Origin of the sequence: Rhizobium acidisoli (assembly GCF_002531755.2) — a bacterium.
Lineage (GTDB): Bacteria > Pseudomonadota > Alphaproteobacteria > Rhizobiales > Rhizobiaceae > Rhizobium > Rhizobium acidisoli.
Genome location: NZ_CP034999.1, coordinates 234,572 through 259,261, shown reverse-complemented (window position 1 = coordinate 259,261; position 24,690 = coordinate 234,572). Strand labels below are relative to the sequence as shown.

Below are 24,690 nucleotides of genomic sequence, written 5' to 3'. Positions count from 1 at the left end.
GCAAGCCTCAAAACAGCCAAAAATTAATGCTACCGAAACTCATGGTGAATGACGAGCCCATCTCTGCGGTCAGATCGAAAATTATGGCGAGCGTCCGGCAAGTCAACACGAAGCCGGAAATGGCAGTAAGACGAGTTGCACATGCTCTTGGGTACCGCTTTCGCATCAACCGTAAGGACTTGCCCGGTAGCCCTGACGTAGTGTTTCCACGACGTAAAAAAGTAGTTTTCGTGCATGGGTGCTTCTGGCATCGCCACGCCGGCTGCAAACATGCCACGACCCCACGAACACGCGCCGATTTTTGGCAAGAAAAATTTCGCCGAAACAAGGAGCGGGATGCCTTGGCCGAGAGCAAACTTGAGGCCATGGGTTGGAGTGTTGTTATCGTCTGGGGGTGCGAAACACGTGATGCCGTTTCGCTAGGGAAAAAGTTGATTTCTTTCCTATCCTGACCTTTTCCTAACTGTTTCCTCGCATATCTGACTAGCTTCTAATCCGTATGGTCGCGCCGGGAATTTCAAATGCTTCTATCCATGGGGAAAATTTCGCCGCAACGAAAACTTTCCAGCCACACCCGGGGCGCGACCGCCGCCGGTAGCTGACTTCCTGTCGAATGGCTAAGTGGGGAACGACCGGCGTTGTGAAAAAGCCTCTGGTACGGCGTTACAAGCGCAAATGTCTTGCGCCAATCGCCTTCAAAGCCCCGCACAGATTTCAATACATCCAGCCGGCCTTCGCATCATGTGTCATAAAGCCATCAAAGTATGTCGCGTATACGGCGAAGCCGAGGTCAATGAAATCGTTCCGTGCTTTGTCGAGCCGTTGGGGCAGCTGGCTGCCGTTCCTGATCCACCACAGCGAATAAATGATAATTGCTAACGCATATCGATAGAGATACGCATCATAGCGATGGTCTGGAGAAACATGGCCAATAGACGTCTCGTACCTTGTCAATCAGCACCGAACATTGACCCCTTTTGCTTATCCAATTTTGACCCCCCTGTGCTGTAGATCAGCGCTTGGCCTTCCCGGCGCTGGCCGGGTTGCAGAGGGTAGGCCAAGTGCGGGTGATGGGGCTCTTCGGCTTTAGCTTTGAGAGCGGTTCTTGAAGCGCCAGGATTCGTTTCCGGTCTCGACGATCTCACAATGGTGCGTCAGGCGGTCGAGAAGTGCCGTCGTCATCTTGGCATCGCCGAACACCGTCGGCCATTCACCGAACGCCAGGTTCGTGGTGACAATGATCGACGTGCGCTCGTAGAGCCTGCTGATCAGATGGAATAGGAGTTGGCCGCCGGCCAGGGCAAATGGCAGGTATCCGAGTTCGTCGAGGATGATGAAGTCGAGACGATTGAGATAGTCGGCCGTCCGCCCTTGCTTGCCGCTGCGCGTTTCCGTTTCCAGCCGATTGACCAGATCGACGACGTTGAAGAAGCGCCCGCGTGTTCCGTTGCGGATCAGTGCACGGGCAATCGCGATGGCGAGATGGCTCTTTCCGGTTCCCGTGCCGCCGACGAGGACGACGTTACGCTGATCGGCGACGAAGGTGCCGGTAGCCAGCTCCCGCACCAGGGATTCATTGACCGGCGTATCGGTGAAGTCGAAATCGTCGATGTCCTTAGCGAGGGGCAGCTTGGCGATGCTGAGTTGGTAGCGAATGGAGCGGGCCTGCTTCTCGGCGATCTCCGACTGCAAGAGATCACCGACAATGCGCGGCGGTTCGTGCTGCCGTTTGATGCCGTTGCCCATGACCTCGTCGTAGGCGCTGCGCATTCCATAGAGCTTCAGCGTGCTCATCAGTTCGAGAACCTGTGTGCGTTCCATCAGCTTGCCCTCCTGAGGCTGTCATAGCGTGCGCAGTCGGCGACCGGTTCATGGGTCAATCGAAGCGCATCCGGGGTTTGCAGGGTTGCGGCCGGAGCCGGGTCACGACTACGAGCCAGAATGTTGATGATCACCGAGGCCGAGCAGACGCCTTGGTCCAGCGCCTCCTGACAGGCCGCATCGACGGCCGTCAGACCATCGGTGGGAACGCATGCAAGGATTGTGACCATTTGCCGATCACCGTCGTGGACGCTCTTCAGGCGCTTGCGGACCTTCTCCATCGCCGCTGGCAACACCCAGTCCCTGAACGGCGCACCATTGCGCAAAGCGCCGGGTTTGCGAGCCAGAACGGGTACATAATGCCAGGGATCGTAGATCGTCTCGCCACGGCCAAAGCAACGCGGATGCTCACCGACGTTCACGCCGTCCTGCCTGATGACGATCTTCTCGGCATAGGCGTGAACCTCAACAGGGCGGCCGACCGCAGTCGAGAGGACGGAGTATTTGTTGTTGTCGAAACGGACCGTGCAGGTCTTCGACACCGAGGCCGGGACGCTGTGGAAACCATCGAACGGCCCGACGTAATGCACGAGGCTGCCGCGTTCCTCCTCGAACACCTGCCAGATCATTCGCTCGGTCTGTTCAGGATGACGGTGTGCCTTGGCGTAAGCGATGCACTTATCGAGCAGCCAGACGTTCAGCTCTTCCAGGCTTTTAACCCGAAGACGTGGTGTGAAGAAGCGTTCTCGAACCAGTCCGACCTGGTTCTCGACCTGTCCCTTCTCCCATCCGGATGCGGGCGTGCAGGCAACGGGATGGACCAGATAGTGGCTACACATCTGCAGGAAGCGGCGATTGTATTGTCGCTCCTTGCCGACGAACACCGCCTCGACCGCAGTCTTCATGTTATCGTAGATGCCGCGCGTACAGGTGCCACGGAAGAAGGCGAAGGCCTTGTCATGGGCATCGAACACCATCTCCTGGCTCTCACGCATATAGGCTCGGGCGAACATCATCCGGCTGTGGCAGAGCCGGACATGCGCGACCTTCACGGTCGTAGTCACCCCGTTGATCAGAATGATCTCGTGGCTCCAGTCGAACTGGTAGGCTTCGCCCGGCGCGTAATAGAGGGGCACATAGGCTTCCGCCGTCACGGCTCCCCGGTTCTTCGCCCAGGTCTTGGCATATCGCCGGATCGCGTCATAACTGCCGTCGTAGCCGAGTGCCCGAACCTCCTCGTAAATCCGGATCAGCGTCAGCCGTTCGCGCGATGCCTTGCCTTCGTTGGCAATGAGGAACCGTTCAATATCACCCTTCCAGGCTCCGATCCTGGGCAACGGTTGATGTTCTCGTTTGTAGACAAAATCAGTCGCATCAGAACGCAGGATTTTGCGAACCGTATTACGCGAAACATTCAGCTCTCTGGTGATCTTCTTCACCGACCAGCCCTGAACATGGAAGGCTCGTCGGACACGGGCAATCGTATCCACTCTCTTCAACTCCCCACCCCATCCACTGGCAAAAGCCGGATGGTCGGATGAAATCCAAGGGGGGTCAAAATTGGATAAGTATCACCCCGCCAGAGGGGTCAACATTCCATGCTTAAACACACGTACCTACCTATAAATTCTTCGTAAAGCTGGTCAGCGGCTCCAAAAATTTTCTCCATCATCTCCAAGGTATATTTGGAACTCGTCCGACAGCGGCGCTTCTCTTCCGCGGTGAAGATGTCCGCAATTTCGGGAAGCGATTGGACGATATCTTCCGCACCTTCGAGCATCCCATCCATGTTCGCAGAAGCCGCCGACCAACGCTCCGCCAATTGCTTCAAGACCCAATCCTCGCCCTGCTCAGCAAGGACTATGGCCTCAAAGGTCGATCGCATCTTATCCGGCACGTCTTGATAAAGCATCCGTTCGACGAGATCAGCGCTCCTAGGATCCAGGCACGCCAACTCGCTCGCCGATCGCAGGCCGACGAGACGATCCGGAAAGTCGCGGATCACCGAGAAAGCGGACGCTAGGCTCATGATTGATTGCTGCTTGTAGATTTCAGCCCAGAGAAAATCCGGCATCACCACCAAATTATCGGGTGCTGCCAGGAAGTAGGCGCGCAAGCCCGGCTCTTGGAGCATGTTGCTGTCGACAATTACGCGCTGCACCAATCGAACCCTCCAAAAACAGCATTGTCCTTCTCACGCTACGGTGCCGCATCACTATACTCAAACTGATAGGCGTCGGATCGCGCGACGAGATCCCAGGATCAAGCGTCGTCCGAGCTTTGCCGATCAATGCGTGCGCCCATGGCCCTTAGAAAAATCGTGCGCATGTCGCCGCCATCAGGATCTCTTGGATCGACGAGCGCGGCCAAATCGTCGGCCAAATCGCGTCCTTGTATGTCCGGAAATACCAACTGTTCAGCCCCGTACCTGAATTCGCCGGCAGCCATGCGGATTAAGGTCGTACGGTCGAGTGGCTCAAGCTCGCGCTTCAAATAGTGCAGCTTCAAATCCGGGCCGAAGCCCACCACATCGCTATATCCCACAGGCACGCCAATCGCCCGCTCCGCGTCATGCATGGTGTATCTGAGGTACGCCATCCCTTCGATGGTAAAGGCAGCAGCGGGGCATGAGTAGAACGGGAAGGTGTTGGCGCAATCGGCAACCACGCCAGCAACCTTACGAAGTTGCTCGGCGCAGCAGCTACAGATGTCCCTATTATGCAATTCTTCAGGGACACGCTCCGAGCCATGAACAAATCTGTAGGTCCAGCCGCCATTGAGGCGACCCCCACCTACATAAGAGACGGGGCCCGCCTTTTGGGAAAGGTTTCGTAGTTTCAGGAAAAATACCATCGCCTTGTCCGCGGCCATTTCGACGCGGCGCTGCTCATACCACTCCAAAAAGCCGGGAACTTCAGAAAACGCGGACTGCAGTAGGAAGGTAACACTGCGACAGGCCGACAGGAACGCGTTAAGTTCGAATTGAAAGACGATCCCGTCAGCCTGCACCAGACGTGCTAGAAAGTGCTCGGCCTCCAAGAGCTTCTCAACCGGATGACGCAATGTAGTAAAGGTGTGCGCCATCTCCGGCCTCCCACAGGCAGTTTCAGGTCAACATGACGCTCAGGGAAATTCGGGTCAATTTCACTCACTGGATGTAGAAAAATCATCAATAGCGTTGAACACGCCCCAGAGATTATCAAGCTTCTCATGTGCTTCCAGATAATCTGCGTAGGATCGTTGAGCATTCTCCAGCAACTGATTGTAGAAGACGATTCGGGCATTTACGCCCGCCAACGCCGATTCAACACCTTGTGGACCGGTACCGTCAACATCGTAATATTCTGGTGGCGCCTTGCCGACGAGGCAAACTATCTCAATCGGCCAGCCTTTGTTTTGGGTAGTCGCCAGAACCTTTCTGGCTCCGTCGCGATATTTTCGGACTTGAGCTACTAGTGTATCGAGCGGAGTTGCGACATCGGCCCGTTTCATTTCGACGATGATGTGCTTACCTGTCGCGGTCCGATAGCCAATGTCGATGCGGCCCTTCTTCTCTTTCGCGGTCAGAGACGCGGTGTTCGAAGCGAGGTAGGTCTGAACGAGTGTTTCCACATGTTCGCTTCCTTTTGCCCGCTCCCAAGACGGATCGAGTAGCCACAAGTGCTCAAACACGTAAGCTTGTAGAAGCTTTTCCTTCTCGTTGTCATTGACCTTCTTCTGGAGCGTCTCAATGACTTTCACACGTCCCCGGACAATTTGGCCATAATAACTGACCTCAAGATCATCAATGCTTTCGAAGATCGGAAGTATCTCAGCAAGATTGGAGTCGCTGATCGTATCTAACCGGTCTAAGTCTTCACGGCGGCGATAGCTTTCGAACGCGAGGATTGATGCTTTCAACAGTTCGCGCCTATCGCCCTCATCGTTCGCCCTAATCGTATTCAGGCGTCCTATCCAGCGTTCAGCCTTCTTCTTCGTGTCTCCCTGCAGTCCATTAAGCCATGTGGCCACGGCAGGGACGCCAGCTGCAGCTTTTGCTCCATCTGATCGTCTCCAGTCGCTCCACTTGCTCGCTATATATCGCAACTCGGAAAGGACGACTTTCCGAAGAGCTTCAAATCTTGGATCGTCCTCTTTAAGCGATTGGCGGCTACTGGTGGCGATATCGCCATGGTCATCCAAGTCTAGTTCTTCACAGTGAAGCTCCCCAATTAGGTAGTCCGCATAAATCTCTTTTTGGCCAAATTCGTCCAAGATGTCTTCCTGCGCCATCTTACCGCGCATGAAGATCGCCAGGCGGTTTAGATTATCGCCTTCCTCGTCCTTCAATTGGTCTGGCTTTGCGACGCTCCCAAGCCATCCCGTAAGTGTAAGGCCGGCCTTCTTCAGCTCAACCGATATGTTTGCAAGTCGCGCCTCTGCTGGGCGCTCCAACTTCTTGCACTGACTGACGAACTCACTCTGATCGCCGTAGGTCCAGATATACTGAAGAGAGTTGTGGTAAGCGCGATCTTCAGGACCGATCTCGCTACCGTTTACTTTCACTTTGAAATTGTGCTTGGGACCGATTACCGAAAAGCGACGCGCCACCCGGCGCTTCAAACCCTCCACAGTCATCCCCGACAGTGATTTGGAGATTTTCGACAGGACGATCCGAGTACCTTTCGTCAGGCCTGCTGGCCAGGTCGTCAATTCTGTCGGTTCATATTCCTGCTGACCTTTTCCGGCAATTGCCTTTCTGATCACTTCTCGGTCCATACTAAAAGCCGTGTTCTGACCGTTGACCGTCGTGTAAACTTCAGCGACTTGGGCAATTGAAAAGATCGAAAGTTTTCCGATCCCCTTTCGGCCCATCGGCCGTCGCCCCGACGCCGTTTCCTCTCCGAGTTCGTCCCGGCGCTTGAAGCCAACGGTCAGAAAACGATCAATTACGCCATCACGGTCCATCCCCGTTCCGTCATCCTCAATCGTGATCGTTTCCGCGGCCTTGTCGATGATGACGGTGACCTCTTCCGCATCAGCATCCCAGGCATTTGCAACGACTTCTGAAAGGACGGCTGGAATGTTGCTATAAAGATTGATCCCTAAATGTTCGAGCGCGTTGAGACTTATGCGCATGACGAGCTTGCGGGGAATGGTCATTCGTATTGCCCTAAATGTAATTTGACGGCCTTAGCGATCGCATTTGCGAGTTTTACGGGCACAGCGTTTCCAATCAGGCGCCCAACTGCCTTGAAGTGGATACGATCACCCGGAGGGGCAAACTCGTAGTCACGAGGAAAACCCTGAAGCATAGCGCCTTCGCGCAACGAGAGGGCGCGCTCCTGTTCAGGGTGTCCGAACCTACCGTTTCCGAACCCGAAGAACTGCGTGGTTATCGTTGGCGATGGAGAATCCCATGTCATGCGGCCGTAGACAGACGAATACCCCTTGCCTGTTGTCGTTGTATGGCAACGAGCGACAAGCTCCTTCGGCCAATCGCGCCAAGTGCCGCCAGGCCTTGATGCTTCGATACGCTTGACGTTAATTTCAGACAACCGGCTTGCACAATGCAAATGGTCGGTCGGATCGACACTGCCATGCGTGAGTGCCGGCAAATCCCCAATTTCGTCCCGGACAGTCCGATAGCCATCAATGTGGGTCGGCACAGGTAGTTCAATCTTTCCAAGCCTCGAGGCCAAGAGAACTAATCGGGACCGTGTCTGGGCCATCCCAAAGTCTGGGCCATACAAGACCTTCCAGACGACATCATAGTCCGCATTGCGCAGCGTTGCGACGAAGTCGTTGAAGAGTTGCCCGTCTTTGAAGTCCAAAAGGCGGGGGACGTTCTCCATGGAAACGACGTCAGGACGAACCTGGTCGATCAGCTTGGCGAACTGCGAGAGCAATTCCCACTTTGGATCATCATTCTTCTGATTATAGGTCGAGAAGGGCTGACACGGAGCGCAACCGATCAGGACCCGCGGCCGCCCTGACAGGAACAAGCTATCGATTTCACGCGCAGTGAGCTTGGCGACATCTCGCCGGATGAAAGGAGCATCATTGTTCGCCTCGAAGGCGTATCGGCAGTTTTCATCGAAATCGACGCCACCGACGATCCTGAAGCCTTCCTGATAGAAACCATGAGACAGACCGCCTGCCCCACAAAAAAGATCGACTACAGATGCGACGGGGCCTGCCTGATCTATTGTCGGTTGGGCTTGTATTTGATCACCGGCTGTTGCGCCCTGAATCATTTCCTCTTCCTCCGATCCTGCAACTCCCCATCCGGCACTTGGATGCCGGCCTCCGCCAATGCCCGAAGGACGATTACTCGCATCGAATCTCCGCTTTCCGCAGCTCTAATCTTGAGGCTTTTCTTCGTTACGCTTGGGACCGTCACTTGAAGGTTCTCTTCCCCGTCCGGTGTCGTAGTTCGCATCGGCCCCTCCTCATTTAAAGAAATCATGATACCATGTTTTCATGGTCTATCAACCGGGACAACTGTCAGTGACCATCAAACGGCGGCTTGAGTTGTTATAAAAACCCACCGTTCAAGGACGCCGAGGCATCGTGCAGTTAGTAACTGCGCTGCGCGATGAAACTAACTCATGATTTCTGAAAGGAGATCATCAAGGCTGCCAGCCGTCGTTGAAATGCGACCGTCGACGAAGTGAGATTGCCCCGCCTGCGCCTCGAAATCATAGCTTCGTCGATATTCATCTGCTTCATCGCCCGAGATCGGAATGCTTGCCTCCACGAGCCGCTCGTATGCGTGAACCACGAAGTTGAAAAGACAAGGATTGATATTCACCGTCGTGCCGTACCAATGAAAAGCGAAGTCACATGCCGCTTGTGTTTGCGCTCTGAAACGATCTGGCGCTTGGACTATTGCCTCATTGATCAGGTCCCGCGGCGCGAGGCACATAAATAGCAGATCAGTCAGAATAGGCAGGCCTGCAGTCGGAACGACCCGCACAACGTGGCGCAACTCGTCATGGTGGTGGAAGAAATTTCGCAAGCATTTTAAGGCGATAAATTCGGGAATATCGATGAATTCAACACCGGCTGACTTCTTCAGCCGGTCATTAGCGCTGTGAGCCGCTTCTAAGAATCTAAACAGCGTATCAGGATCAGGTGCGACACAGTGGATATGGTAAGCTCGCATCAGACGCTCAGCGGTCGCCGATGCATTTATTACGTTCTCATTGCTCATACCTACTCTCACCGTGTCATCTCGTTTCATCATAAAATCCCCCATGCTCGAAACCTCCCCCTCCCTGTCATCTCCCTCAGGCCGAGCTCCGAAACAATCCGCCGCGCCGCCTGCGGCGTCACCTCGAGCGTCTTCGCCACCATCCCGGCCGACACCAATGGTTTTGCCATCACCAGCTCGACCAGCTCCGGCAGCTTTGAAGACGTCCGGCGTCCGCCCAGCTTTCGCTCAAACATCGTGCGCGCCAACGCCAGCCGGTCATGCTCCTTCAGACCGAGCTCGGCGCCCGCGATCAGGCCGTAAGCAATAGCGAGCAACCGGGTCTCCCGATCATGATGCCGGCGCCGATCGACTGGAATGGTTTTGAGGCCAAGATTGATGGCGGCGAGATGCGCGCCTGTCGTGACGGCGGATTGGCGCAGGATCGACGCCGCTAATAATCGGCCGAGCCAGGGAGCGTGCTGCAGGACGGCAAGCTCGCTCCAGGCATCGAGGGCGACGATGGCCTGCAGGACGGCCGGCAGGTTTTCCGCCTGGCGCAACACGCCGCGCCATTCGTCGAGCCGTTCATCCTCGTTCCAATCAATATCGTAGACCATCGGATCTTTGGCCCGAGCCGGGCCGGGCGTCTTTGCTTTCGCGATCGCCGCCTCCGAGCGGGCCAGCACGGCATCGATGGCGGCATAGTCGACACCAGGAAGGTGCTCGACGTCGTCACCGTCATCCACCTCTCCTTCCGGATCGGTCGGGATCGCACGTCTGGTGGTGCCAGGCTCCTCAGCGGAGTCTGCGCTGGCCGCCGTCACATCTGACGTCTGCCTCAGCGCACGAACGCCGTCGGAGGACAGCGCCCAGCCGGGGAGTTGGGCGGCGATGCGCCGGCGGGTGCGCAGCACGTCGCGGGCGATGGCCAGTTCGTGCGTGGGTGTGCGAATATCGCGTGTATGGTCGTGGAGGACGAGGTCTTCCAGGTGGACGAGCTCGCCGTCGATCCACAGCGAGGCGCAGGCATCCGTGAATTGGGTGCGCTCGATAAAGCCCTGCCCGACCGGCGAGCGGGCGATGCGCTCGTCCAAACGCGTGAGGGCGATGCCGGTGTGGCTTTTACTTTGTCATTTCAATCCGGAAAGCGTCATACGCCCGTTAGGTTTAGGTGCTAAATCTGCGGCGATTTTCCGCTAACGATTTCAATGAAGCACCTGTGCCAAAGCGATTGCACGACCGGATCTTGCCGGCACATCCTGCCATCTCGGACGAGCAGTGGTCGACTGCGCGGCGGGTCGCCCGCGTGTTGGACAAGATCCTAGATGGCAACGATCCGAGGCAGGTTGCCATAACATGCGCGGCGGCTGAACTGCGGCTCACCTCGCGGCAAATCTACAATCTACTCGCCCGTTATCGCGCTGATCGGACGGTAACGGCCCTGCTGCCTCGCACCGCCGTCAGTCGGCGCAAACGACTGCCGGAACAGGTCGAGGAGATCATCGAGGCCACGCTTCGCGAGAAGTGGCTAACGCTCGAGTCGACCGCACTTGCTCCCGTGGTCGACGAGATCCGCGCGCGCTGCGAGGAAGCCGGTCTTGCCGTGCCGGCTTATGTGACGGTCGCCCGGCGCATCCCGGCATTGTTTTCGCCGGTAGAGATCGCGAAGAAGCGTTCGGCCAATCCGAAGCACCTTTTGCGGCTGAAGCCGCGGCCCGGCTATATCCACGCTCCGCACCCGCTCGCCGTGTGCCAGATCGACCATACGCCGACCGATATCAATTTCGTGGAGGTGGTCGATGGGGCTGGTGTGTTTGTCGGCCGCCCCTATTTGACTGTCATCACGGACGTGGCGACACGATCCATTCTCGGCTTCTGCCTCACCTTGGAGAAGCCGTCGGTGCTGTCTGTGGCGCTATGCCTCGCCCAGGCCATGTGCCCGAAAGACACATGGCTTACCGCGCGCCAACTCAATCACGCTTGGCCGATGTTCGGTCGGCCGCGGCTGCTCGTCACGGACTCGGCGATGGAGTTTAAGGGGCATGCATTCCAACAAGGCTGTGATGATTACGGCATCCGTATCCGCCTTCGCGATCGTGGCCGGGTTCATCACGGCGGCGTGGTTGAACGGCTGTTGGGCAAGGTCAACGGGGTTCTCGCGAGCTATCCGGGCTCGTCGGGCCGTTCGGTGGCCGACCGTGACGAATATCCATCCGAGCGGCGCGCATGCTTGAGTTTTGCCGATCTGGAGCGCTGCGTTGCGCTGGCCGTGATTGATCACAATCTTCAGGAGAATTCCAAGATCCTGAAGGTGCCGCTGACGGAATGGCAACGCGACAGTTTGGCGCTGCCGGTTTTCGACGATGATCCGCAGCGCGTGCTGCTGTCGTTTCTGCCAAGGACGGAGAGGCAATTGTCACCGCAAGGGATCAGCATGTTCGCCCTGCACTTTTATTCACCGTGGCTAGGCATCTTCGTTCCAGAGCGTGACCGACTCGGAAAGATCGAGGTGCGATACGATCCCCGCGACATCAGCCACATCTACGTCCGCGACCCGGTAACCCGACAGTTTCGACCGGTCGGGCGACGCGACGGTCAGCTGACGTCAGTAACGCTGTGGGAGCATGAGGCAGAACGCGCCCGTCGACGTGCGGCAAACCATCGGTCAAGCACTCAGAAGGTTGCGCTCCGCCGAGAGATCTCAGCCATTGTTGAAGCTGCCAAACCGTCCAAGCGCCAGTTGCGCGATGCTGTCCGCAATACCCACGCCGTCGCGGCAGCAAAGCCTTATACGGTAATGCAGACACCAGCGGTTCCTCCCGCAGAGCATCCCCCGCGCCAAAAGAGCCGGCTGCCGGTGGAGGATTGGTAACGATGGCGGATCATTTGCTCGAGCATGTCCGATCGTATCTCGACCGTGATCAGGACGAGCGGATCGCCTATATCCGCGCGCCCCGGTGGATCGGACATCATGTTGCCCAGGATAGCCATCGGCGGCTGGCCGAACTCTTGGAGCGACCTCCGTCGCTGCGAACTCAGGGGCTGATGCTGGTCGGACCATATGCCAATGGCAAGACCATGATCGCCGAGCGGTTCGCCGTCGAGCACCTGAGAACCTCGCCCGAGCAAAAAGTATGGATCGCTCAGACGCGCGAAGGCGCCGGCCTTGGGCATTTCTATACCAGCATTCTCCAGGCCCTGCGCGCTCCTGGCAGCGACATATGGGACCTTCGCCGCAAGGCAGAGCAACTCGACCACTTGCTATCCAGCCTCAAACCGAGGGTGCTGATCTTCGACGAATTTCATAATGCGCTGCGGGGCCGTGCGCGCGACGTCGAAGCCGTCTTTGCTTTTCTGCGCCGGATCGGCCGCCAGTACGACATTTCGCCAGTGCTGATCGGCGAGGTGGTAGTCAGCGATTTCATCAATGGGACTAGCGAGATGGCGAGCCGCTTCGACCTGATCGCGGTTCCGCGCTGGCAATATGACGAGAACTATCTCATGCTGCTCGACAGTCTCGAAGCCGCGTTGCCGCTGGCAAAAAGCTCGGATTTGTCGAGCGAGCCGTTGGCCCGGCGAATATTCGGCCTGTCGGAAGGGTTGATCGGCGAGATCGTCACCGTCATCACCAAGGCGGCCGTCGCGGCGATCAGATCCGGGAGCGAACGCATCACCAAGGGCAGCATCGACGAGCTGCGCCACGTGCCGATCTCGCAGCGGCGCAGTTCGCCTTTGCGCGAAAGCCTCCTATGACAGCGATCGACGATCACGCGCCGACAATCGCCATACGTGAACGATATCGTGACGCCGTCTCTGACCGGTGGCCCGTCACGGTGATGCCGCAGCCCGACGAGTTGCTGTCGAGCTGGCTGCACCGGATTGCCTATGCCAATGGGGTTGCTCCTCGCGCCTTCGCTCGTGTACTCGGGCTTAATCCGGGAATGTGGTCGGCAGCCCTTGATCTCAGGCTGCCGGCCGACATTGTACAGCTGCTGAGCGCCAACACGGGTATAACGCCAACTCAGCTCTCCGCGATGACGTTGTCGCATGGCGTGCCGAGGAAACTCCTGCTGCCGCTACGCAACAACGGCCGTCAATGGAGTTCGACCTGGCTGCAGTTCTGCTGCCGTTGTCTGGCCGAGGATGCGCAACCATATTTTCGGCGTCGATGGCGGCTGGCGACCCGGGTTTCATGCACAAAGCATGGCTGCAGGTTGCGTGACCGATGTCCGTCCTGCCACTGCGGCATTGCGGTCTTTGACCAAGCCGAACTCGTGCCGCAACATTACTGCGTCCCTTGCGGCTATGACTTGCGCCGTGCCCCCATTCCCCACCTCAGTCCCGCGACGAGAACGCTTGACAGGTGTATCGACGATATCTGCAGCCTGGCAGCATTGACCGACACCCCGGCCGGCCATGTGCTTATTCGGCGGTTGTTGAGCATGCCCAGTGTCGGCGGCTACTACTCGCCGATGACCCTCACCAGCCTTTCGACGGCGGCCCGGACGTATTGTGCTCAACGTCTCAATCTCCCCAGTGAATGGCCGGTGGATAGCGCTAAGGATGGTGATGAGGAACGCGAAGCGCGCCGTCTGCGGCGTCTGATTCCGCCGACGAGTGATCACCGCGCGTGGATCGAGCTGCTTGCGAACGCTCTCAGGCGAAGAAGAGGACGGCCGGGTGCCTCGAAGGGCAACGAGCCCGCCATAAAGCTTCCAGACTTGCTCGGTGCCTATGCCATGATGAGCCCAGGTACTGGTCGTCGCCTGAGGCGGAAACCGAGAGGAGTGTAAGAAGGCCGAGTACCGACAGGAAAACGCTCGGCCGTCAGGGTTGAGAGGTGCAGATTCCACACCGGTGACAAAGAAGCGCTGGGCGCCTTAGAACTCTTCGTCGGCGACAGTAAACTTCTCGCCGAGGTTGGCCTTTACCAATTTGCTGTCCTCGACGATCTCAGCTAGTTCCTCGCCTTCATGCCCCATGCTCATAAAGGCTACGATCGTGACGATCGCGGCGAGGAAGATGGCACTCGTTATGATTGTGCCGAAGCCGAGCCCGCCATATTGTGCGGGCTGAGACATCCAATCGCCGAACGAAGCGCCCAGAGGCCTTGTCAGAATGTAGACCAGCCAGAATCCAAGTATCGGATCGAGATCCAAGAAGAGGTAGCCGATTGCAAGCGAGATGATGATCATGCCGAACAGGACACCGGTGGCTAGGTATCCCAGTGCAAATTTCTCGGCCACCAGATCGCCGGCCGCCGTGCCGAGCGCGAAGGTGAACAGAATAGCGAGCCAGTAGAAGGCCTCGCGCCGTCCGGTGGATATTGAGTGAATTGAAAGTGTCCGCTCCGTCTGGAACCACAGCAGGAAAGTCAGCGCCAGGGCGATTGAGAAAGCAAAGGTCGTATCCATCAGTGGCACCTGGAAGTTATCGACCAGATTGTCGGTAATCAACGTACCAACGATGCTGATCAGCACCATGGAAAGCCAATAGGCGGCGGGAACATATTTCTTCTGCGAAAATTGCCAGACCAACGCAACGGCAAGGATTGCAGACATGATCAGCGATGTCGCCGTCAAACCCAAACCCATCTGCACATTGAGATAATCGGCCGCCGTTTCCCCCATGGTGACGGCCATCAGTTTGATAAGCCAAAAATCAACCGTGACGCGGGGAACGCGATTGTAGACGGCAGCTTTGGCAGACAGTGCGGCCATAACGAGTCTCCTTGGACGAGTGTTGAGCACGGGGCGCGCGTTCACGCCGCCTATCGAGCAAGCTGAGTCGGATTTTTGAGAACGGCCATGAGATCGGTGAGCGTTTTATTGACTTCGTCAGCCGACGGAGCGGATCGACGCAGCGCCTTGAGCGCCGCGTCGGAGGCGGCGTCAATGTTATTCCAGTCAGTCGGGTTTAGCGGACGGATCGCGGTCTCGGCCTGGTCCCAGGCCGTCTCATAGTCGGTAATGCGCTTTGCGGCTCCAGGCAGGTCCCCCTTGGAAGCGAGGCTCTGAACGTCGGCGACGATGGTTTTGAACGGTGATAAATCGCCGAGATCCGCCGTTTTGGCGGGTGTATTGCTGGCGTAGAGTTCAAAACCGGTGAAGGCCGCCACCGGAGCGGCAATAAGCGCGATGGCAAGAAAGATCTGTCTCATCAGCGGATTTCCCCGAAATTGTGGAAGTGCAAGGAGGCACCACTTCCGTGTCGCCCCTCGCCGGTTGAATGGCGCCTGCGGTAATAGCGCGATACGCTCGCTGCTTTGCCAGTGGCGTTCGGCTGGTCTGCATTGACTACGCGGGTTCAATTAGGTGAGAATTAGAGCGGCCGGTAATGGCACCGGCCGCCGCAATTTCATTTCTGCGGAACCAGATGGGAGACAACCGCCTTACCGCCCTTGTCCGCATAGGTTAGCTGGACCTTCTCGCCGATGCGGAGTTTGGTGTCTTCGATCCCTTCGGGCAGGACGTAGGTCTTGCCGTCCGACAGCGTGATCGTATCGGCATTCTTGCTGATTGCGGTGATCGTGCCGGATGTCTGGGCAGCGAGTGCGGCACTGATCGGCGCCAGCACCAGCATCGCGGCCATAATCATTTGTGTTTTCATTCTCGTTCTCCTTTCACGGTTTCAGCCCCATCTCTGCAAACTTTCACAACGACAACATGGTCTTGCTGAATAACGCCCGTCCTTATTCACCTCTGAGCTTCTCGGTGACGTGTGTCCGGCTGCGCATCGCTTCGCCCGTCGCGGCCAGCAAAGCGGCGCCGGCCGCCGTGACGATAAGAGTGACGAGATAGGACCAGGGCACGGAAAGCACCTCGGGCGGCGGGTCGAACACGCCGGTCAGCAGCTTGACGAGCACATAGGCAATCAGGGCGCCAGCCAGGAGACCCAGAACCATGCCGCTACCGATGACCAGTGCGGCTTCGCTCCAGACAAACGCGCCGAGTTGTCGCGGCCGGGCTCCGAGAGCGACGAGGACTGCGAAGGAGCGCTCGCGATCGGCAAACCCGAGGCCAAGCACCAGTCCACCCGAAGCGGCAAGTATGACCAGCGCGAAGATCAGCTCAAGCCGCGTCAGACCGGCGAGATCGACCGCGGTGAGGCTCGACCCGATCAGGGCGACGGCATCGCCGATCTGGTTGACCTTGAGTCCAGGTAGACTCGCGGTCGCGTTTCGGGCGGCCAGCGCGACGCGGGCAGGATCGCCGCTCGAGCGGAGAAGGACGATCTCGCTTTCCGCCGAACCGGTCTGCTGGGCGATGTAAGCTGCGTTGGCGACCAGAAACGAATCCTTGGGTGCGGTCGGGAATTCGCGCACTACGCCGACAATGTGGAAGGGTACGACACGGTATTGGTGATCGGCCGCATTTTGCAGGCGAAGATTGATGCTGTCTCCGCGACTGAGCTGATAGTCGTTCACCGTTTCCTGCGATACGAGCACGCCGTCGGGCGTTTGTGCGAGGTCGGCGAGTGTCGCCCTGGCGTCGCCATTGGCGAAATAGGCGTCGGACATCGCCGTGGCTGTCCCGATGCGCGTCGGATCGATGCCATAGAGATCCTGAAGGTCGGTTCCGACGTAAGCGTATCGGTGTTGCATCGGCTGGGAAGCCGCTATGCCCGGCAGCTTGGAAAGGCGGTCGAGCGAATGGGATGCGGGCGCGGCGGATGTGCCCGTGACGGTGACGTCGGCTCCGTTGGTGAGTTCAGCGTCGACCCTTGCCTGAGCCTCATAGGTCGCATTGAAAATCGCAGTCGATGCGGCGAAGGCAAAAGCAAGCGAGGCCAGCCCGATGCCAGCACTCAGTCGCCGGCCTTGCCGTCCAAATGTCGCGGCCACCACACCCGCGAGACGTCCGGCGACCGGTCGCAAGCTCCTGGCGATCATCGAGCCGCCTTGCCGCAACACGGCCCCGACGAGCCTCATGGCCAATAGCGCCAGGCCGATCCATAGCAACACAGGGGCGAGGAAGGCCGTATAGTCGACCGCCGCCGCTGCCACGCCCTCCGGCGCGAGAACGACCTGGTATCCGCTCGCTGCCGACCGCCAGTAGAGCGCCGCAGCAAACGCCAGCAGGGCCAGATCAAGATAGAAGCGGCCCCAGAGCGGTGCCCGATCAATGCCGATTGGCCGCCGCGCGGCCGCAATGGTCGAGCCGCGGGCGTCCCGCCAGGCTGGGACCAGGATCGCTGCGAGCGAAAGCGCGATCCCGGCCACCGCCACAGCGCCGAGCAAAGGAAAAGCTGCGCTGCGCAAGAGCGCCACCCCGAGGATGAAATTCGCGGCAATCGCAGCAAGGAGAATACCGAGGATCGCACCGCCAACACCCGCAACTGCCGCTTCAGCGGCAGCCAAACGAAGAACTGTATCGACCGTTGCCCCGCGCAAGCGCAGCAACGCCTGGTCGCGGCGGCGCCTGTCCCGCCCAGCTCCGGCTATGGCAAGGGTCAGCAGGATGGCGAGGATGGCCCCAGGGGCGCCGAGGAACAGGAAAACCAGCCGCGCATAGAGGGCATCCTCGCGCACCGCCCCCAATCGAGCCGCCAGGTTGTTTGCAAGCAGCGCGGTTCCAGCGACGCGAACCTCGAAATTGTGGCCGCGCTCAGTTGCCCAAGTGCTCGCAAAGACCGGGTCGGAGGGCAAGTCGTGATGATCGAGCTTGACGTGGAACTCGGTTCGAATGGTATCGGGCCGGCTGGCGCCTTGCGACTCGAACATTTGCTGCCACTGAGACATCGGCAACAGCAGAACATTGTCGGGCGGGGCTTGTGGTGTGGCGCCAGCCGGGACACCAATTGCCTGAAACATCGCATCGGCGTTCGGCAAATCGACGATGCCGGCGATCGTCACGCTGATATCAGGCGCTTGGTGCCGGTGGATGATGACCTGATCCCCCACCGCGACATGCAGGTTGGCGGCGGTCTGCTGCGCTATCAGGACGCCATCGACCGATCCTACGAGCCGTCGAACCTGTGCCGGGAATTGGTCTAAATAGCCTGGTCCGATGCCAAGTACCGTGCCGCCGCCCGTGGTCTGCACGGTGCCTCCCGTGTTCGCCTCAAAACCAGGTACGTCGGCATAATCGATCGACTGCAGACCGGTTACCGGGGCGGCGGAGCGGATCGCAGCCTCGACCGCACTATGATCCGTTCCCGTCAGCGGTTGAACCTGCCAGTCGACGGGGACCTGGGCGACCGACCGTGCGGTCATCTGAGCCGCGCTGGATTGCAAAAACGCGCCTAGGCACGCGATGAAGGCGACCGTCAGCGCGACACCGCCGATGGTGCCGACCAATCGGCCGGAACGGGTTCGGATAAGTCCGGTCAGCCAGCGCCTGTACATGCTGACCTCTCAACCATTCTTTCGAATTTGCCGTGACGCATCCACCAGATGCGGCTCATCTTTGCAGCCATGCGCTCATCATGCGTCGCGATGATGATGGCGCTTCCCGTTCGCTGACCCCAGGCAAGGAGCCGATCGACCATTATCGAAGCGCCAGCCAGATCGAGCTGGCCTGTTGGCTCGTCAGCGACAACCAATTCTGGGTTAGTCACAATGGCCCGGGCTACGGCGATCCGCTCCGCCTGGCCGCCGGAGAGTTGCTCCGGCAACTTTGCCGCCAGCGCTTCGACGCCGAAAGTGGCAAGTGCTGTCAGGGCGCGCGCCTCGGCGTCGGAGCCGTTACCCAGAAGGATCGGTAGCGCGACATTCTCGACGGCAGTGAGCGCGGGGATCAGGTTCGCAGATTGGAAGACGACGCCGATCCGCTCGGGGCGCAATGTGTCGGACGAACCTAACCCAGGCCAATCCAATAGTCCTGAGCTTGGCACGTCCAGCCCCGCGATCAGGTTCAAAAGCGTCGTCTTTCCGCAGCCTGAAGGTCCCATGATGGCAATCGTTTCACCTGCGTGAATCCTGAAGGAGCAGCCCTGAACGGCCGCCACAATACCCCGACCGCGGTGAAAGCTGCGCCACAGATCCGTGGCCGTTGCCAGGAGCTTAGCCATGCACGATGCCTCCATCCCGGATGTCGACAATGCGATCGGCCCGTGCGGCGAGTGCGGGGCTGTGGGTGACGATCAGTACGGCGGCGCCGCTCCGGCAATTTTCGACGAGACGATCAATGACGAGCTGTTCTGTCGCTTCATCGACTTCGGCGGTGGGCTCATCGCAGAGCAGGATTGCCGGTTTTGCCGCCAGCGCCACGGCCAAGCCAGCGCGCGCAGCCTCACCGCCTGAAAGGTGGGAAGGTAATGCGTCGGCGAGCCCGTCGAGGCCCAACCCGCCGAGAAGGCCACCGATTTCATCCGGCCTGCCGCGACCGGAAATCTCCATCTGGAGACGAATGTTGGCCCGCACCGTCAGATGCTCGAACAGATTGCCGGACTGCATGAGCATGCCGAAATGACGGGCCCTAAGGCGAGCCCGTTCCGGCTCGGAGCGTCGGGTAACGCGCTCGCCCAGGACAGACACGACGCCACCGTCCGGCTCATCGAGCCCGGCAAGACAAGCAAGCAACGTCGATTTGCCGCTGCCCGACGGGCCTCTCAACGCGGCGAATTCTCCGGCATCGAGCGTGAGGGCAACCCCGCGCAAAGCCATGACTTCGTCGTCGCCGGAATGATAGAAGCGGTAAAGCTCGGTTGCTTCCAGTGCAGGCATGAACTCATCTCCACTTCAAGGAATTGGAGATCAGTTGCCACTGGTCGACATTGTCAGCACCGGCCGGAGCAGCAAGATCAAGCGTGACCGTCTTACCATCCTTGAACAGGATGAAGCGCTCATGCTCAAGCCTGATCTGTTTGCTTGTGACCGAATTAGGCGCCGAGTTCGACAGATAGCTGATGCGAACAGCCGGTCCGGCTGCGAGCTTCACATCCTTGACCGCAGTGACTTTGACGGCGTGGCCGGCCGTCTTGAGGTCCGGGATCTCGTGAGCCTTGGCTGAAGAAGCCGTTGGAACAGCACTCGCGTCAACAACGGTAGCATCTATCTCATCGTATTTGTCAAAGAATCGAACGCCGTGATCGATCATCGTCCGCGACCATCCTTCGGGCACCTTCAGATCAAATCCGTCGGGAGACTTATAGGTAACGAAGACTTGGTTATCCGGAATATCACCCGGCGGGTTCGTCTCAGGCGCAATGAGTTTCTCCTGCGCTACAGCAGGAGCAAATGCGCCGGATGATACCATGAGCAGCATGGCTAATGCGGCGGATATTCGATAGCGGACAGTCATGATTGGCGCTCCTCTACGGACTTGAGGAGGCATGTGACGCCCACAGAATTAGGAGGGTCTTAGATGGTCAGCCGCAATACGGTCGGCCTGCATCAGAATCTGTGCAGGGCAATCCGTTTAGGTTATTTTGAAGCATGCGTGTTCTTGTGGTCGAAGACGATGTCATGCTTGGCCGGGCTCTCGTGCAAGCCCTCGACGATGCCGGCATGTCGGTGGACTGGGTGCGTGACGGGCAACTCGGGGGCGAAGCCGTCGCCGTCGGCGGGCATGGTCTTGTATTGCTCGACCTCGGCCTACCCGGTCGTTCGGGCCTGGAAATCCTGCGCTCGCTGCGGACGGCCGGCGACAAGAGGCCAATCCTGGTGATTACCGCTCGTGACGAACTCGACGATCGGGTCACGGGGCTCGACCTCGGGGCCGACGACTACCTGGTGAAGCCATTCGAGGTCAAAGAACTGCTCGCGCGCATGCGTGCAGTCCTGCGCCGACATGGCGGTCAGGCGGTTTCGATCCTCTCCACGAGCGAAATCGAGCTCGATCTATCGAGTCATGAAGTGAAATATCGTGGGTGCGGCGAAGTATTGCCAGCGCGCGAATTTGCCTTGATTCAGGCACTGCTGGAACGTCCCGGCACCATTCTATCGCGCAGCCAGCTTGAGGAAAGGCTCTATGGTTGGGGTGAGGAGGTAGAAAGCAACGCTATCGACGTGCTCATCCATTACGTGCGACGCAAGTTCGACAAGGACATCATACGCAACGTCCGAGGGGCCGGCTGGATGGTTTCCAAGTGAAAGGCACGATTTCGATCCGACGCACGGCCTTCATATGGCTCGCGGGGTTAATGGCGACTATCGGCGTCTGCGCGGCGACAGCATCATACTTCCTCGTTCAGAACGAGGCCTCCGACTTCCTCGACAATCAGCTGCGGCAGATCGCACTCTATGTCGGGGATGCGCGTTCATCGCCAGAAACAGGCCCAGATAGCGGTGCGCCGCACGATCCCGAGGACGACTTCGTCATCCAGGTCTGGGACGCGGCCGGCAAACCGTTGCGACAATCGCATCCCGCCGTTGGCATTCCCCGACTATCAGCAACGGGGTTTGCCGACATTTCGACCGACAGTGACTATTGGCGCGTCTACACGCTGGCCGCGCCGGATCGAACTGTTCAGGTTTCCCAGGATATGAGCGTCCGGGAGGAACTGGCGGCCAATGCGGCGCTCCAGGCGGCGCTTCCAATCATCGTTCTGATTCCACTGTCATTGCTGACGCTGAGCTGGATCATCGATCGGATCATGGCCCGGCTCAATCGCCTAGCCGTCGCGGTCGCCTCCCGGGACACGACGGTGGACAGCCCTGTTCCGATCGACGACGTGCCAGCTGAAGTCGTTCCCTTCGTAAGTTCGATCAATCTGTTGCTCGCCCGGCTACGCGCATTGCTGGAGAGACAGCGGCGGTTCGTCTCGGATGCGGCCCATGAACTGCGCACACCGCTCTCGGCGCTTCAAATTCAAATCGACAACCTTCGGCACGACGACCGCGATGGCCGGTTTTCCCAGCGTTTAGCTGAGCTCGAAGCCGGCATCGGTAGGGCCACCCGCCTCGTGAACAAGCTCTTGCGCCTCGCCCGCTACGATGCCCATGAGAGCGCACCCGCGTCGCAGCCTATCGACCTTGTCCAGCTTGCAGTCGACACGGTTGCGCGCCTGACCCCGCTTGCCGAGAGCCGGGGGATTGACCTAGGCATCACTCGCCGGGACAAGGCTATCACGATCGGTGCGTTGGCCGACTTCGAAATCATCCTGGACAACCTGGTCGAGAACGCCGTGCGGTACACGCCGCCGACCGGGACCGTCGACGTCGCGGTGGTTGTCGCCGGGCAAGAAGCACGGATCGAAATCCGCGACACCGGCCCCGGCATTGCGGAAGAAGAGATGCCCCGCGTCTTTGAACGGTTCTTCCGCGCAAGGCCTCAGGATAGCGAGGGCAGCGGCTTGGGGCTGGCGATCGCGAAAGCCGCAGCCGAAAGACAAGGGGCGCGGCTAACACTCGCCATGCGTGAGGACGGGCCTGGCCTTGTCGCAAGCCTCATTGTGTGAACGGTCTTACCGAGTGCTTAGATTTCGTTTCCGCCCAACGACGTTCGGGGGCGAAGACTGGTCGAACGGTGAAGTTGGCCGACCTGCCAGTGCCCGCTCACCTGTTGAAGTTTGCGTGCCGCTGCTGCGTCCAACCGAATTGGATGATTTTGGACACGAGGGTGATAGCGGACCGCGCCGATGTCTGCCAACGCCGTTCTGCCACCTCCCGGGCGAATTGTCGCCATCCAATCGTTTCTACCGCGGCTTGCCACAACTCTGCTTCAAATCGGAGCTCACATTGGCTCATTTGCATGTGACAGGAACGGATCGAACATGCGCATTCTGCTTGTGGAAGACGACGGTATTCTCGGCTCGTCCCTTAAAAGGGCGCTGGAGAAGCACGCCTACGGCGTCGATTGGATGCGAGACGGCGAGTCGGGGCTCGAGGCGGCCGAGCAGTTGCATTTTGCAGCCGTCATCCTCGATATCAACCTGCCGGTGCTTAGTGGCATCGAGGTTCTTAAAGGCGTGAGACGCAAAGGCAACGCTGTCCCCATCTTGCTTTTGACTGCACTAGACAATGTTCGGCGCAAGGTTGAAGGTCTCGACGAGGGAGCGGACGATTACCTGGTCAAACCGTTCGATCTCGACGAATTGCTTGCCCGCCTGCGCGCGCTCATCCGACGACGCGACGGCCGGACTGAAAGCCTGCTTCGGTGCGGCGATGTCGAGATGGATCCTTCGGCAATGGTCGCGCGCAAAGGCAATATACAAGTGCACACAACGGCAAAGGAGTTTCACTTACTCAAGCTCCTGATGGAGCGCAGCGGTCGCTATGTGACGAAGAACGATATCGAATACGCGCTTTACGATGCCTATAGCAGCGTTGAAAGCAATGCCATCGAGGTAACGATCTACAATCTGCGCAAGAAGCTCGGCACCGAATTCATCAAATCGATCCGCGGCATCGGCTACATGATCGATCGATGAGGAAATCCACCCTTACCCGCAAGCTCTTCCTGCGGATCGCCCCTGTGGTTGTGGTGACGATCCTGGTGATCGGCGCCTTCGCCTTCAACAGCGCCACGCGCGAGATCAACAATATCTACGACGCGCAGCTCATCAACGATGCGAATGTCTTGTGGGGACTGCTGCACAACCGGTTGCGACACTCGCCGGAGCGCACGCCGCAACAGATCGACGACATCGATTTCAGCATGGACAATCAACTCGCTTTTAACGAGGACGCGGACGACTATGCCGATGCGCATATGTTCCGCGCCTGGGTGGACGGCAAGATCATGTTCTATTCCAGCACGGCCTTTCTCTCCGACGTGCCCTACCAGAAGGCGGGCTTCACCGACCTTTCTTACCGGGGCGAGAACTGGCGGGTCTATTCGTTGCCGATCCCGGCTTCAGGCATCGTCATGGAAGTCGGTGAAAAGACGTCCCTACGATACACGCTGGTTTCCAACATCCTTCTGAACCTGGTCTTTCCGCTGCTCGTACTGGTGCCGGTGATCGGCTGTCTGATTTGGCTCGGGATCAACAATGGCCTGCGGACGATCTACGGGCTTGTGCATCAGATCCGCACCCGTTCGCCGGACGATCTTTCAGCCATTGCGGTCGAGGACCTGCCGAGGGACCTCCTGCCTCTCGGCCGGTCGATCAACCAGCTTCTCGAAAAGCTCGGCCGGTCACTCACCCTTGAGCGGCGTTTTTCCGATCTGGCGGCCCACCAGCTGCGCACGCCGCAGGCAAGCGTCAAGCTGCTGCTGCAGTTGCTGGCAAGCACCGATGACCAGCAGGAGCAGAAGGCGATCATCTCGGATCTGGTGACCAGCAACAACAGAGCCATCCATCTCATCGAGCAGTTGCTACGCCTTGCCAGGGTCAGCCACCATCCGCTCAACCCGATGCCATTTCCGCTGTATCACATGATCGCGTCGACCGTGGCGGACTTTGGCAACATCATCAATAGCCGCAATCTCGACGTCTCGCTGGAAGGGCCGGAATCCGCCGAGATCAGGACGGATGAATCGCTGCTGCAGATGATGGTCAGCAACCTCCTAGACAATGCGATCAAATATACGCCTGCCGGTGGCATGATTGAGGTCATCCTCTCCTCTGAAGGGGAGTTCTGGCTGATATCGATCAGCGATAGTGGACCGGGCATAGCCCCCGTGGACCGTGAGGCCGTCTTCAAGCGGTTCTATCGCCTGGACACGCTGCATGCCGAAGGCGCCGGCCTTGGCCTTGCGATCGTCGCGGATACCGCCGAGCGCCTTTCCGTGTCGATAGCGCTTTCGACACCCCCTTGGGGTAACGGCCTGCAGGTCGAATTGCGCCTGCCCAGAGACTGAGGCGCT

Annotated in this window: 21 protein-coding genes and 2 pseudogenes; 8 read left to right on the top strand and 15 right to left on the bottom strand. The window is 58.7% G+C overall.

Annotation, left to right across the window (positions count from 1 at the left end; genetic code table 11):
- The first annotated feature begins 26 nt into the window (after window positions 1-26).
- Window positions 27-452, top strand: a complete 426-nt coding sequence (locus CO657_RS23605; RefSeq protein ID WP_342637201.1) for a very short patch repair endonuclease — start codon at window positions 27-29, stop codon at window positions 450-452.
- Between the two features lie 634 nt (window positions 453-1,086).
- Here CO657_RS23605 and istB read toward each other — a convergent pair.
- From istB to CO657_RS23565, 8 genes and pseudogenes are all read right to left on the bottom strand, one after another.
- Window positions 1,087-1,821, bottom strand: coding sequence for an IS21-like element helper ATPase IstB (gene istB / locus CO657_RS23600; RefSeq protein ID WP_017996675.1), 735 nt, complete (start codon window positions 1,819-1,821; stop codon window positions 1,087-1,089).
- A 5-nt stretch (window positions 1,822-1,826) separates the two neighbouring features.
- A pseudogene (gene istA / locus CO657_RS23595) lies at window positions 1,827-3,320 on the bottom strand (IS21 family transposase); the annotation flags it as partial.
- An 89-nt stretch (window positions 3,321-3,409) separates the two neighbouring features.
- Complete coding sequence (locus tag CO657_RS23590) at window positions 3,410-3,985, bottom strand: hypothetical protein (RefSeq protein WP_054186115.1); 576 nt, start codon at window positions 3,983-3,985, stop codon at window positions 3,410-3,412.
- A 98-nt stretch (window positions 3,986-4,083) separates the two neighbouring features.
- On the bottom strand, window positions 4,084-4,905 hold the full coding sequence (locus CO657_RS23585; protein ID WP_054186116.1) for a hypothetical protein: 822 nt from the start codon (window positions 4,903-4,905) through the stop codon (window positions 4,084-4,086).
- A 60-nt stretch (window positions 4,906-4,965) separates the two neighbouring features.
- Window positions 4,966-6,963: a BbrUII/HgiDII family restriction enzyme gene (locus CO657_RS23580; RefSeq protein WP_054186117.1), complete on the bottom strand. Its 1,998-nt coding sequence runs from the start codon at window positions 6,961-6,963 to the stop codon at window positions 4,966-4,968.
- Window positions 6,960-8,054 carry a DNA cytosine methyltransferase gene (locus CO657_RS23575; RefSeq protein ID WP_425375998.1) on the bottom strand — a complete coding sequence of 365 codons (1,095 nt, stop codon included), beginning with the start codon at window positions 8,052-8,054 and terminating at the stop codon, window positions 6,960-6,962. The genes CO657_RS23580 and CO657_RS23575 overlap by 4 nt, the downstream gene beginning before the upstream one ends.
- A gap of 350 nt (window positions 8,055-8,404) precedes the next feature.
- Entirely contained in the window at window positions 8,405-9,016 is a 612-nt protein-coding gene (locus tag CO657_RS23570) for a hypothetical protein (RefSeq protein WP_245293088.1), read from the bottom strand.
- A gap of 29 nt (window positions 9,017-9,045) precedes the next feature.
- Window positions 9,046-10,110, bottom strand: a pseudogene (locus tag CO657_RS23565) (RHE_PE00001 family protein); the annotation flags it as partial.
- A gap of 107 nt (window positions 10,111-10,217) precedes the next feature.
- Between CO657_RS23565 and CO657_RS23560 the strand changes: the two are divergent.
- From CO657_RS23560 to CO657_RS23550, 3 genes are read left to right on the top strand one after another with little or no spacing between them, the layout of a single operon-like run.
- Entirely contained in the window at window positions 10,218-11,870 is a 1,653-nt protein-coding gene (locus CO657_RS23560; protein ID WP_054186119.1) for a Mu transposase C-terminal domain-containing protein, read from the top strand.
- A 2-nt stretch (window positions 11,871-11,872) separates the two neighbouring features.
- Complete coding sequence (locus CO657_RS23555; protein WP_054186120.1) at window positions 11,873-12,751, top strand: TniB family NTP-binding protein; 879 nt, start codon at window positions 11,873-11,875, stop codon at window positions 12,749-12,751.
- On the top strand, window positions 12,748-13,791 hold the full coding sequence (locus tag CO657_RS23550; RefSeq protein WP_054186121.1) for a TniQ family protein: 1,044 nt from the start codon (window positions 12,748-12,750) through the stop codon (window positions 13,789-13,791). Before CO657_RS23555 ends, CO657_RS23550 begins: the two co-directional genes overlap by 4 nt.
- An 87-nt stretch (window positions 13,792-13,878) precedes the next feature.
- Here the strand turns inward: CO657_RS23550 and CO657_RS23545 are convergent, their stop codons facing one another.
- The 7 genes from CO657_RS23545 to CO657_RS23515 form a co-directional block, all read right to left on the bottom strand.
- Window positions 13,879-14,718, bottom strand: a complete 840-nt coding sequence (locus CO657_RS23545) for a COG4705 family protein (protein WP_054186122.1) — start codon at window positions 14,716-14,718, stop codon at window positions 13,879-13,881.
- A 50-nt stretch (window positions 14,719-14,768) separates the two neighbouring features.
- Window positions 14,769-15,158: a hypothetical protein gene (locus CO657_RS23540; RefSeq protein WP_054186123.1), complete on the bottom strand. Its 390-nt coding sequence runs from the start codon at window positions 15,156-15,158 to the stop codon at window positions 14,769-14,771.
- A gap of 197 nt (window positions 15,159-15,355) precedes the next feature.
- Window positions 15,356-15,607, bottom strand: a complete 252-nt coding sequence (locus CO657_RS23535; RefSeq protein ID WP_054186124.1) for a DUF1344 domain-containing protein — start codon at window positions 15,605-15,607, stop codon at window positions 15,356-15,358.
- 82 nt (window positions 15,608-15,689) lie between these two features.
- The gene (locus CO657_RS23530; RefSeq protein ID WP_128715591.1) at window positions 15,690-18,344 is read right to left on the bottom strand and encodes an ABC transporter permease; all 2,655 of its coding nucleotides are present in this window, start codon (window positions 18,342-18,344) and stop codon (window positions 15,690-15,692) included.
- Window positions 18,326-19,009, bottom strand: coding sequence for an ABC transporter ATP-binding protein (locus CO657_RS23525; RefSeq protein WP_063856476.1), 684 nt, complete (start codon window positions 19,007-19,009; stop codon window positions 18,326-18,328). The genes CO657_RS23530 and CO657_RS23525 overlap by 19 nt, the downstream gene beginning before the upstream one ends.
- Entirely contained in the window at window positions 19,002-19,664 is a 663-nt protein-coding gene (locus tag CO657_RS23520) for an ABC transporter ATP-binding protein (RefSeq protein WP_054186130.1), read from the bottom strand. Before CO657_RS23520 ends, CO657_RS23525 begins: the two co-directional genes overlap by 8 nt.
- Before the next feature lie 4 nt (window positions 19,665-19,668).
- Window positions 19,669-20,241 carry a hypothetical protein gene (locus CO657_RS23515; protein ID WP_054186131.1) on the bottom strand — a complete coding sequence of 191 codons (573 nt, stop codon included), beginning with the start codon at window positions 20,239-20,241 and terminating at the stop codon, window positions 19,669-19,671.
- 134 nt (window positions 20,242-20,375) lie between these two features.
- Here CO657_RS23515 and CO657_RS23510 point away from each other — a divergent pair, with 134 nt between their 5' ends.
- From CO657_RS23510 to CO657_RS23495, 4 genes are all read left to right on the top strand, one after another.
- Window positions 20,376-21,032 (top strand): response regulator transcription factor, encoded by a 657-nt coding sequence (locus CO657_RS23510; RefSeq protein ID WP_054186132.1) that lies wholly within the window; start codon window positions 20,376-20,378, stop codon window positions 21,030-21,032.
- Window positions 21,029-22,339, top strand: coding sequence for an ATP-binding protein (locus CO657_RS23505; protein ID WP_097609989.1), 1,311 nt, complete (start codon window positions 21,029-21,031; stop codon window positions 22,337-22,339). The genes CO657_RS23510 and CO657_RS23505 overlap by 4 nt, the downstream gene beginning before the upstream one ends.
- 315 nt (window positions 22,340-22,654) lie before the next feature.
- Window positions 22,655-23,311: a response regulator transcription factor gene (locus tag CO657_RS23500; RefSeq protein ID WP_054186134.1), complete on the top strand. Its 657-nt coding sequence runs from the start codon at window positions 22,655-22,657 to the stop codon at window positions 23,309-23,311.
- Entirely contained in the window at window positions 23,308-24,684 is a 1,377-nt protein-coding gene (locus CO657_RS23495) for a sensor histidine kinase (RefSeq protein ID WP_054186135.1), read from the top strand. Before CO657_RS23500 ends, CO657_RS23495 begins: the two co-directional genes overlap by 4 nt.
- Window positions 24,685-24,690 lie beyond the last annotated feature (6 nt).

What these genes read in the sequence shown, in the direction of transcription:
- CO657_RS23605 (WP_342637201.1), top strand. Translation starts at nt 27, where the DNA reads ATGCTACCGAAACTCATGGTGAATGACGAGCCCATCTCTGCGGTCAGA.
- istB (WP_017996675.1), bottom strand. Translation starts at nt 1,821, where the DNA reads ATGGAACGCACACAGGTTCTCGAACTGATGAGCACGCTGAAGCTCTAT.
- CO657_RS23585 (WP_054186116.1), bottom strand. Translation starts at nt 4,905, where the DNA reads ATGGCGCACACCTTTACTACATTGCGTCATCCGGTTGAGAAGCTCTTG.
- CO657_RS23580 (WP_054186117.1), bottom strand. Translation starts at nt 6,963, where the DNA reads ATGACCATTCCCCGCAAGCTCGTCATGCGCATAAGTCTCAACGCGCTC.
- CO657_RS23570 (WP_245293088.1), bottom strand. Translation starts at nt 9,016, where the DNA reads ATGAGCAATGAGAACGTAATAAATGCATCGGCGACCGCTGAGCGTCTG.
- CO657_RS23555 (WP_054186120.1), top strand. Translation starts at nt 11,873, where the DNA reads ATGGCGGATCATTTGCTCGAGCATGTCCGATCGTATCTCGACCGTGAT.
- CO657_RS23550 (WP_054186121.1), top strand. Translation starts at nt 12,748, where the DNA reads ATGACAGCGATCGACGATCACGCGCCGACAATCGCCATACGTGAACGA.
- CO657_RS23545 (WP_054186122.1), bottom strand. Translation starts at nt 14,718, where the DNA reads ATGGCCGCACTGTCTGCCAAAGCTGCCGTCTACAATCGCGTTCCCCGC.
- CO657_RS23540 (WP_054186123.1), bottom strand. Translation starts at nt 15,158, where the DNA reads ATGAGACAGATCTTTCTTGCCATCGCGCTTATTGCCGCTCCGGTGGCG.
- CO657_RS23535 (WP_054186124.1), bottom strand. Translation starts at nt 15,607, where the DNA reads ATGAAAACACAAATGATTATGGCCGCGATGCTGGTGCTGGCGCCGATC.
- CO657_RS23530 (WP_128715591.1), bottom strand. Translation starts at nt 18,344, where the DNA reads ATGTACAGGCGCTGGCTGACCGGACTTATCCGAACCCGTTCCGGCCGA.
- CO657_RS23525 (WP_063856476.1), bottom strand. Translation starts at nt 19,009, where the DNA reads ATGGCTAAGCTCCTGGCAACGGCCACGGATCTGTGGCGCAGCTTTCAC.
- CO657_RS23520 (WP_054186130.1), bottom strand. Translation starts at nt 19,664, where the DNA reads ATGCCTGCACTGGAAGCAACCGAGCTTTACCGCTTCTATCATTCCGGC.
- CO657_RS23515 (WP_054186131.1), bottom strand. Translation starts at nt 20,241, where the DNA reads ATGACTGTCCGCTATCGAATATCCGCCGCATTAGCCATGCTGCTCATG.
- CO657_RS23510 (WP_054186132.1), top strand. Translation starts at nt 20,376, where the DNA reads ATGCGTGTTCTTGTGGTCGAAGACGATGTCATGCTTGGCCGGGCTCTC.
- CO657_RS23500 (WP_054186134.1), top strand. Translation starts at nt 22,655, where the DNA reads ATGCGCATTCTGCTTGTGGAAGACGACGGTATTCTCGGCTCGTCCCTT.
- CO657_RS23495 (WP_054186135.1), top strand. Translation starts at nt 23,308, where the DNA reads ATGAGGAAATCCACCCTTACCCGCAAGCTCTTCCTGCGGATCGCCCCT.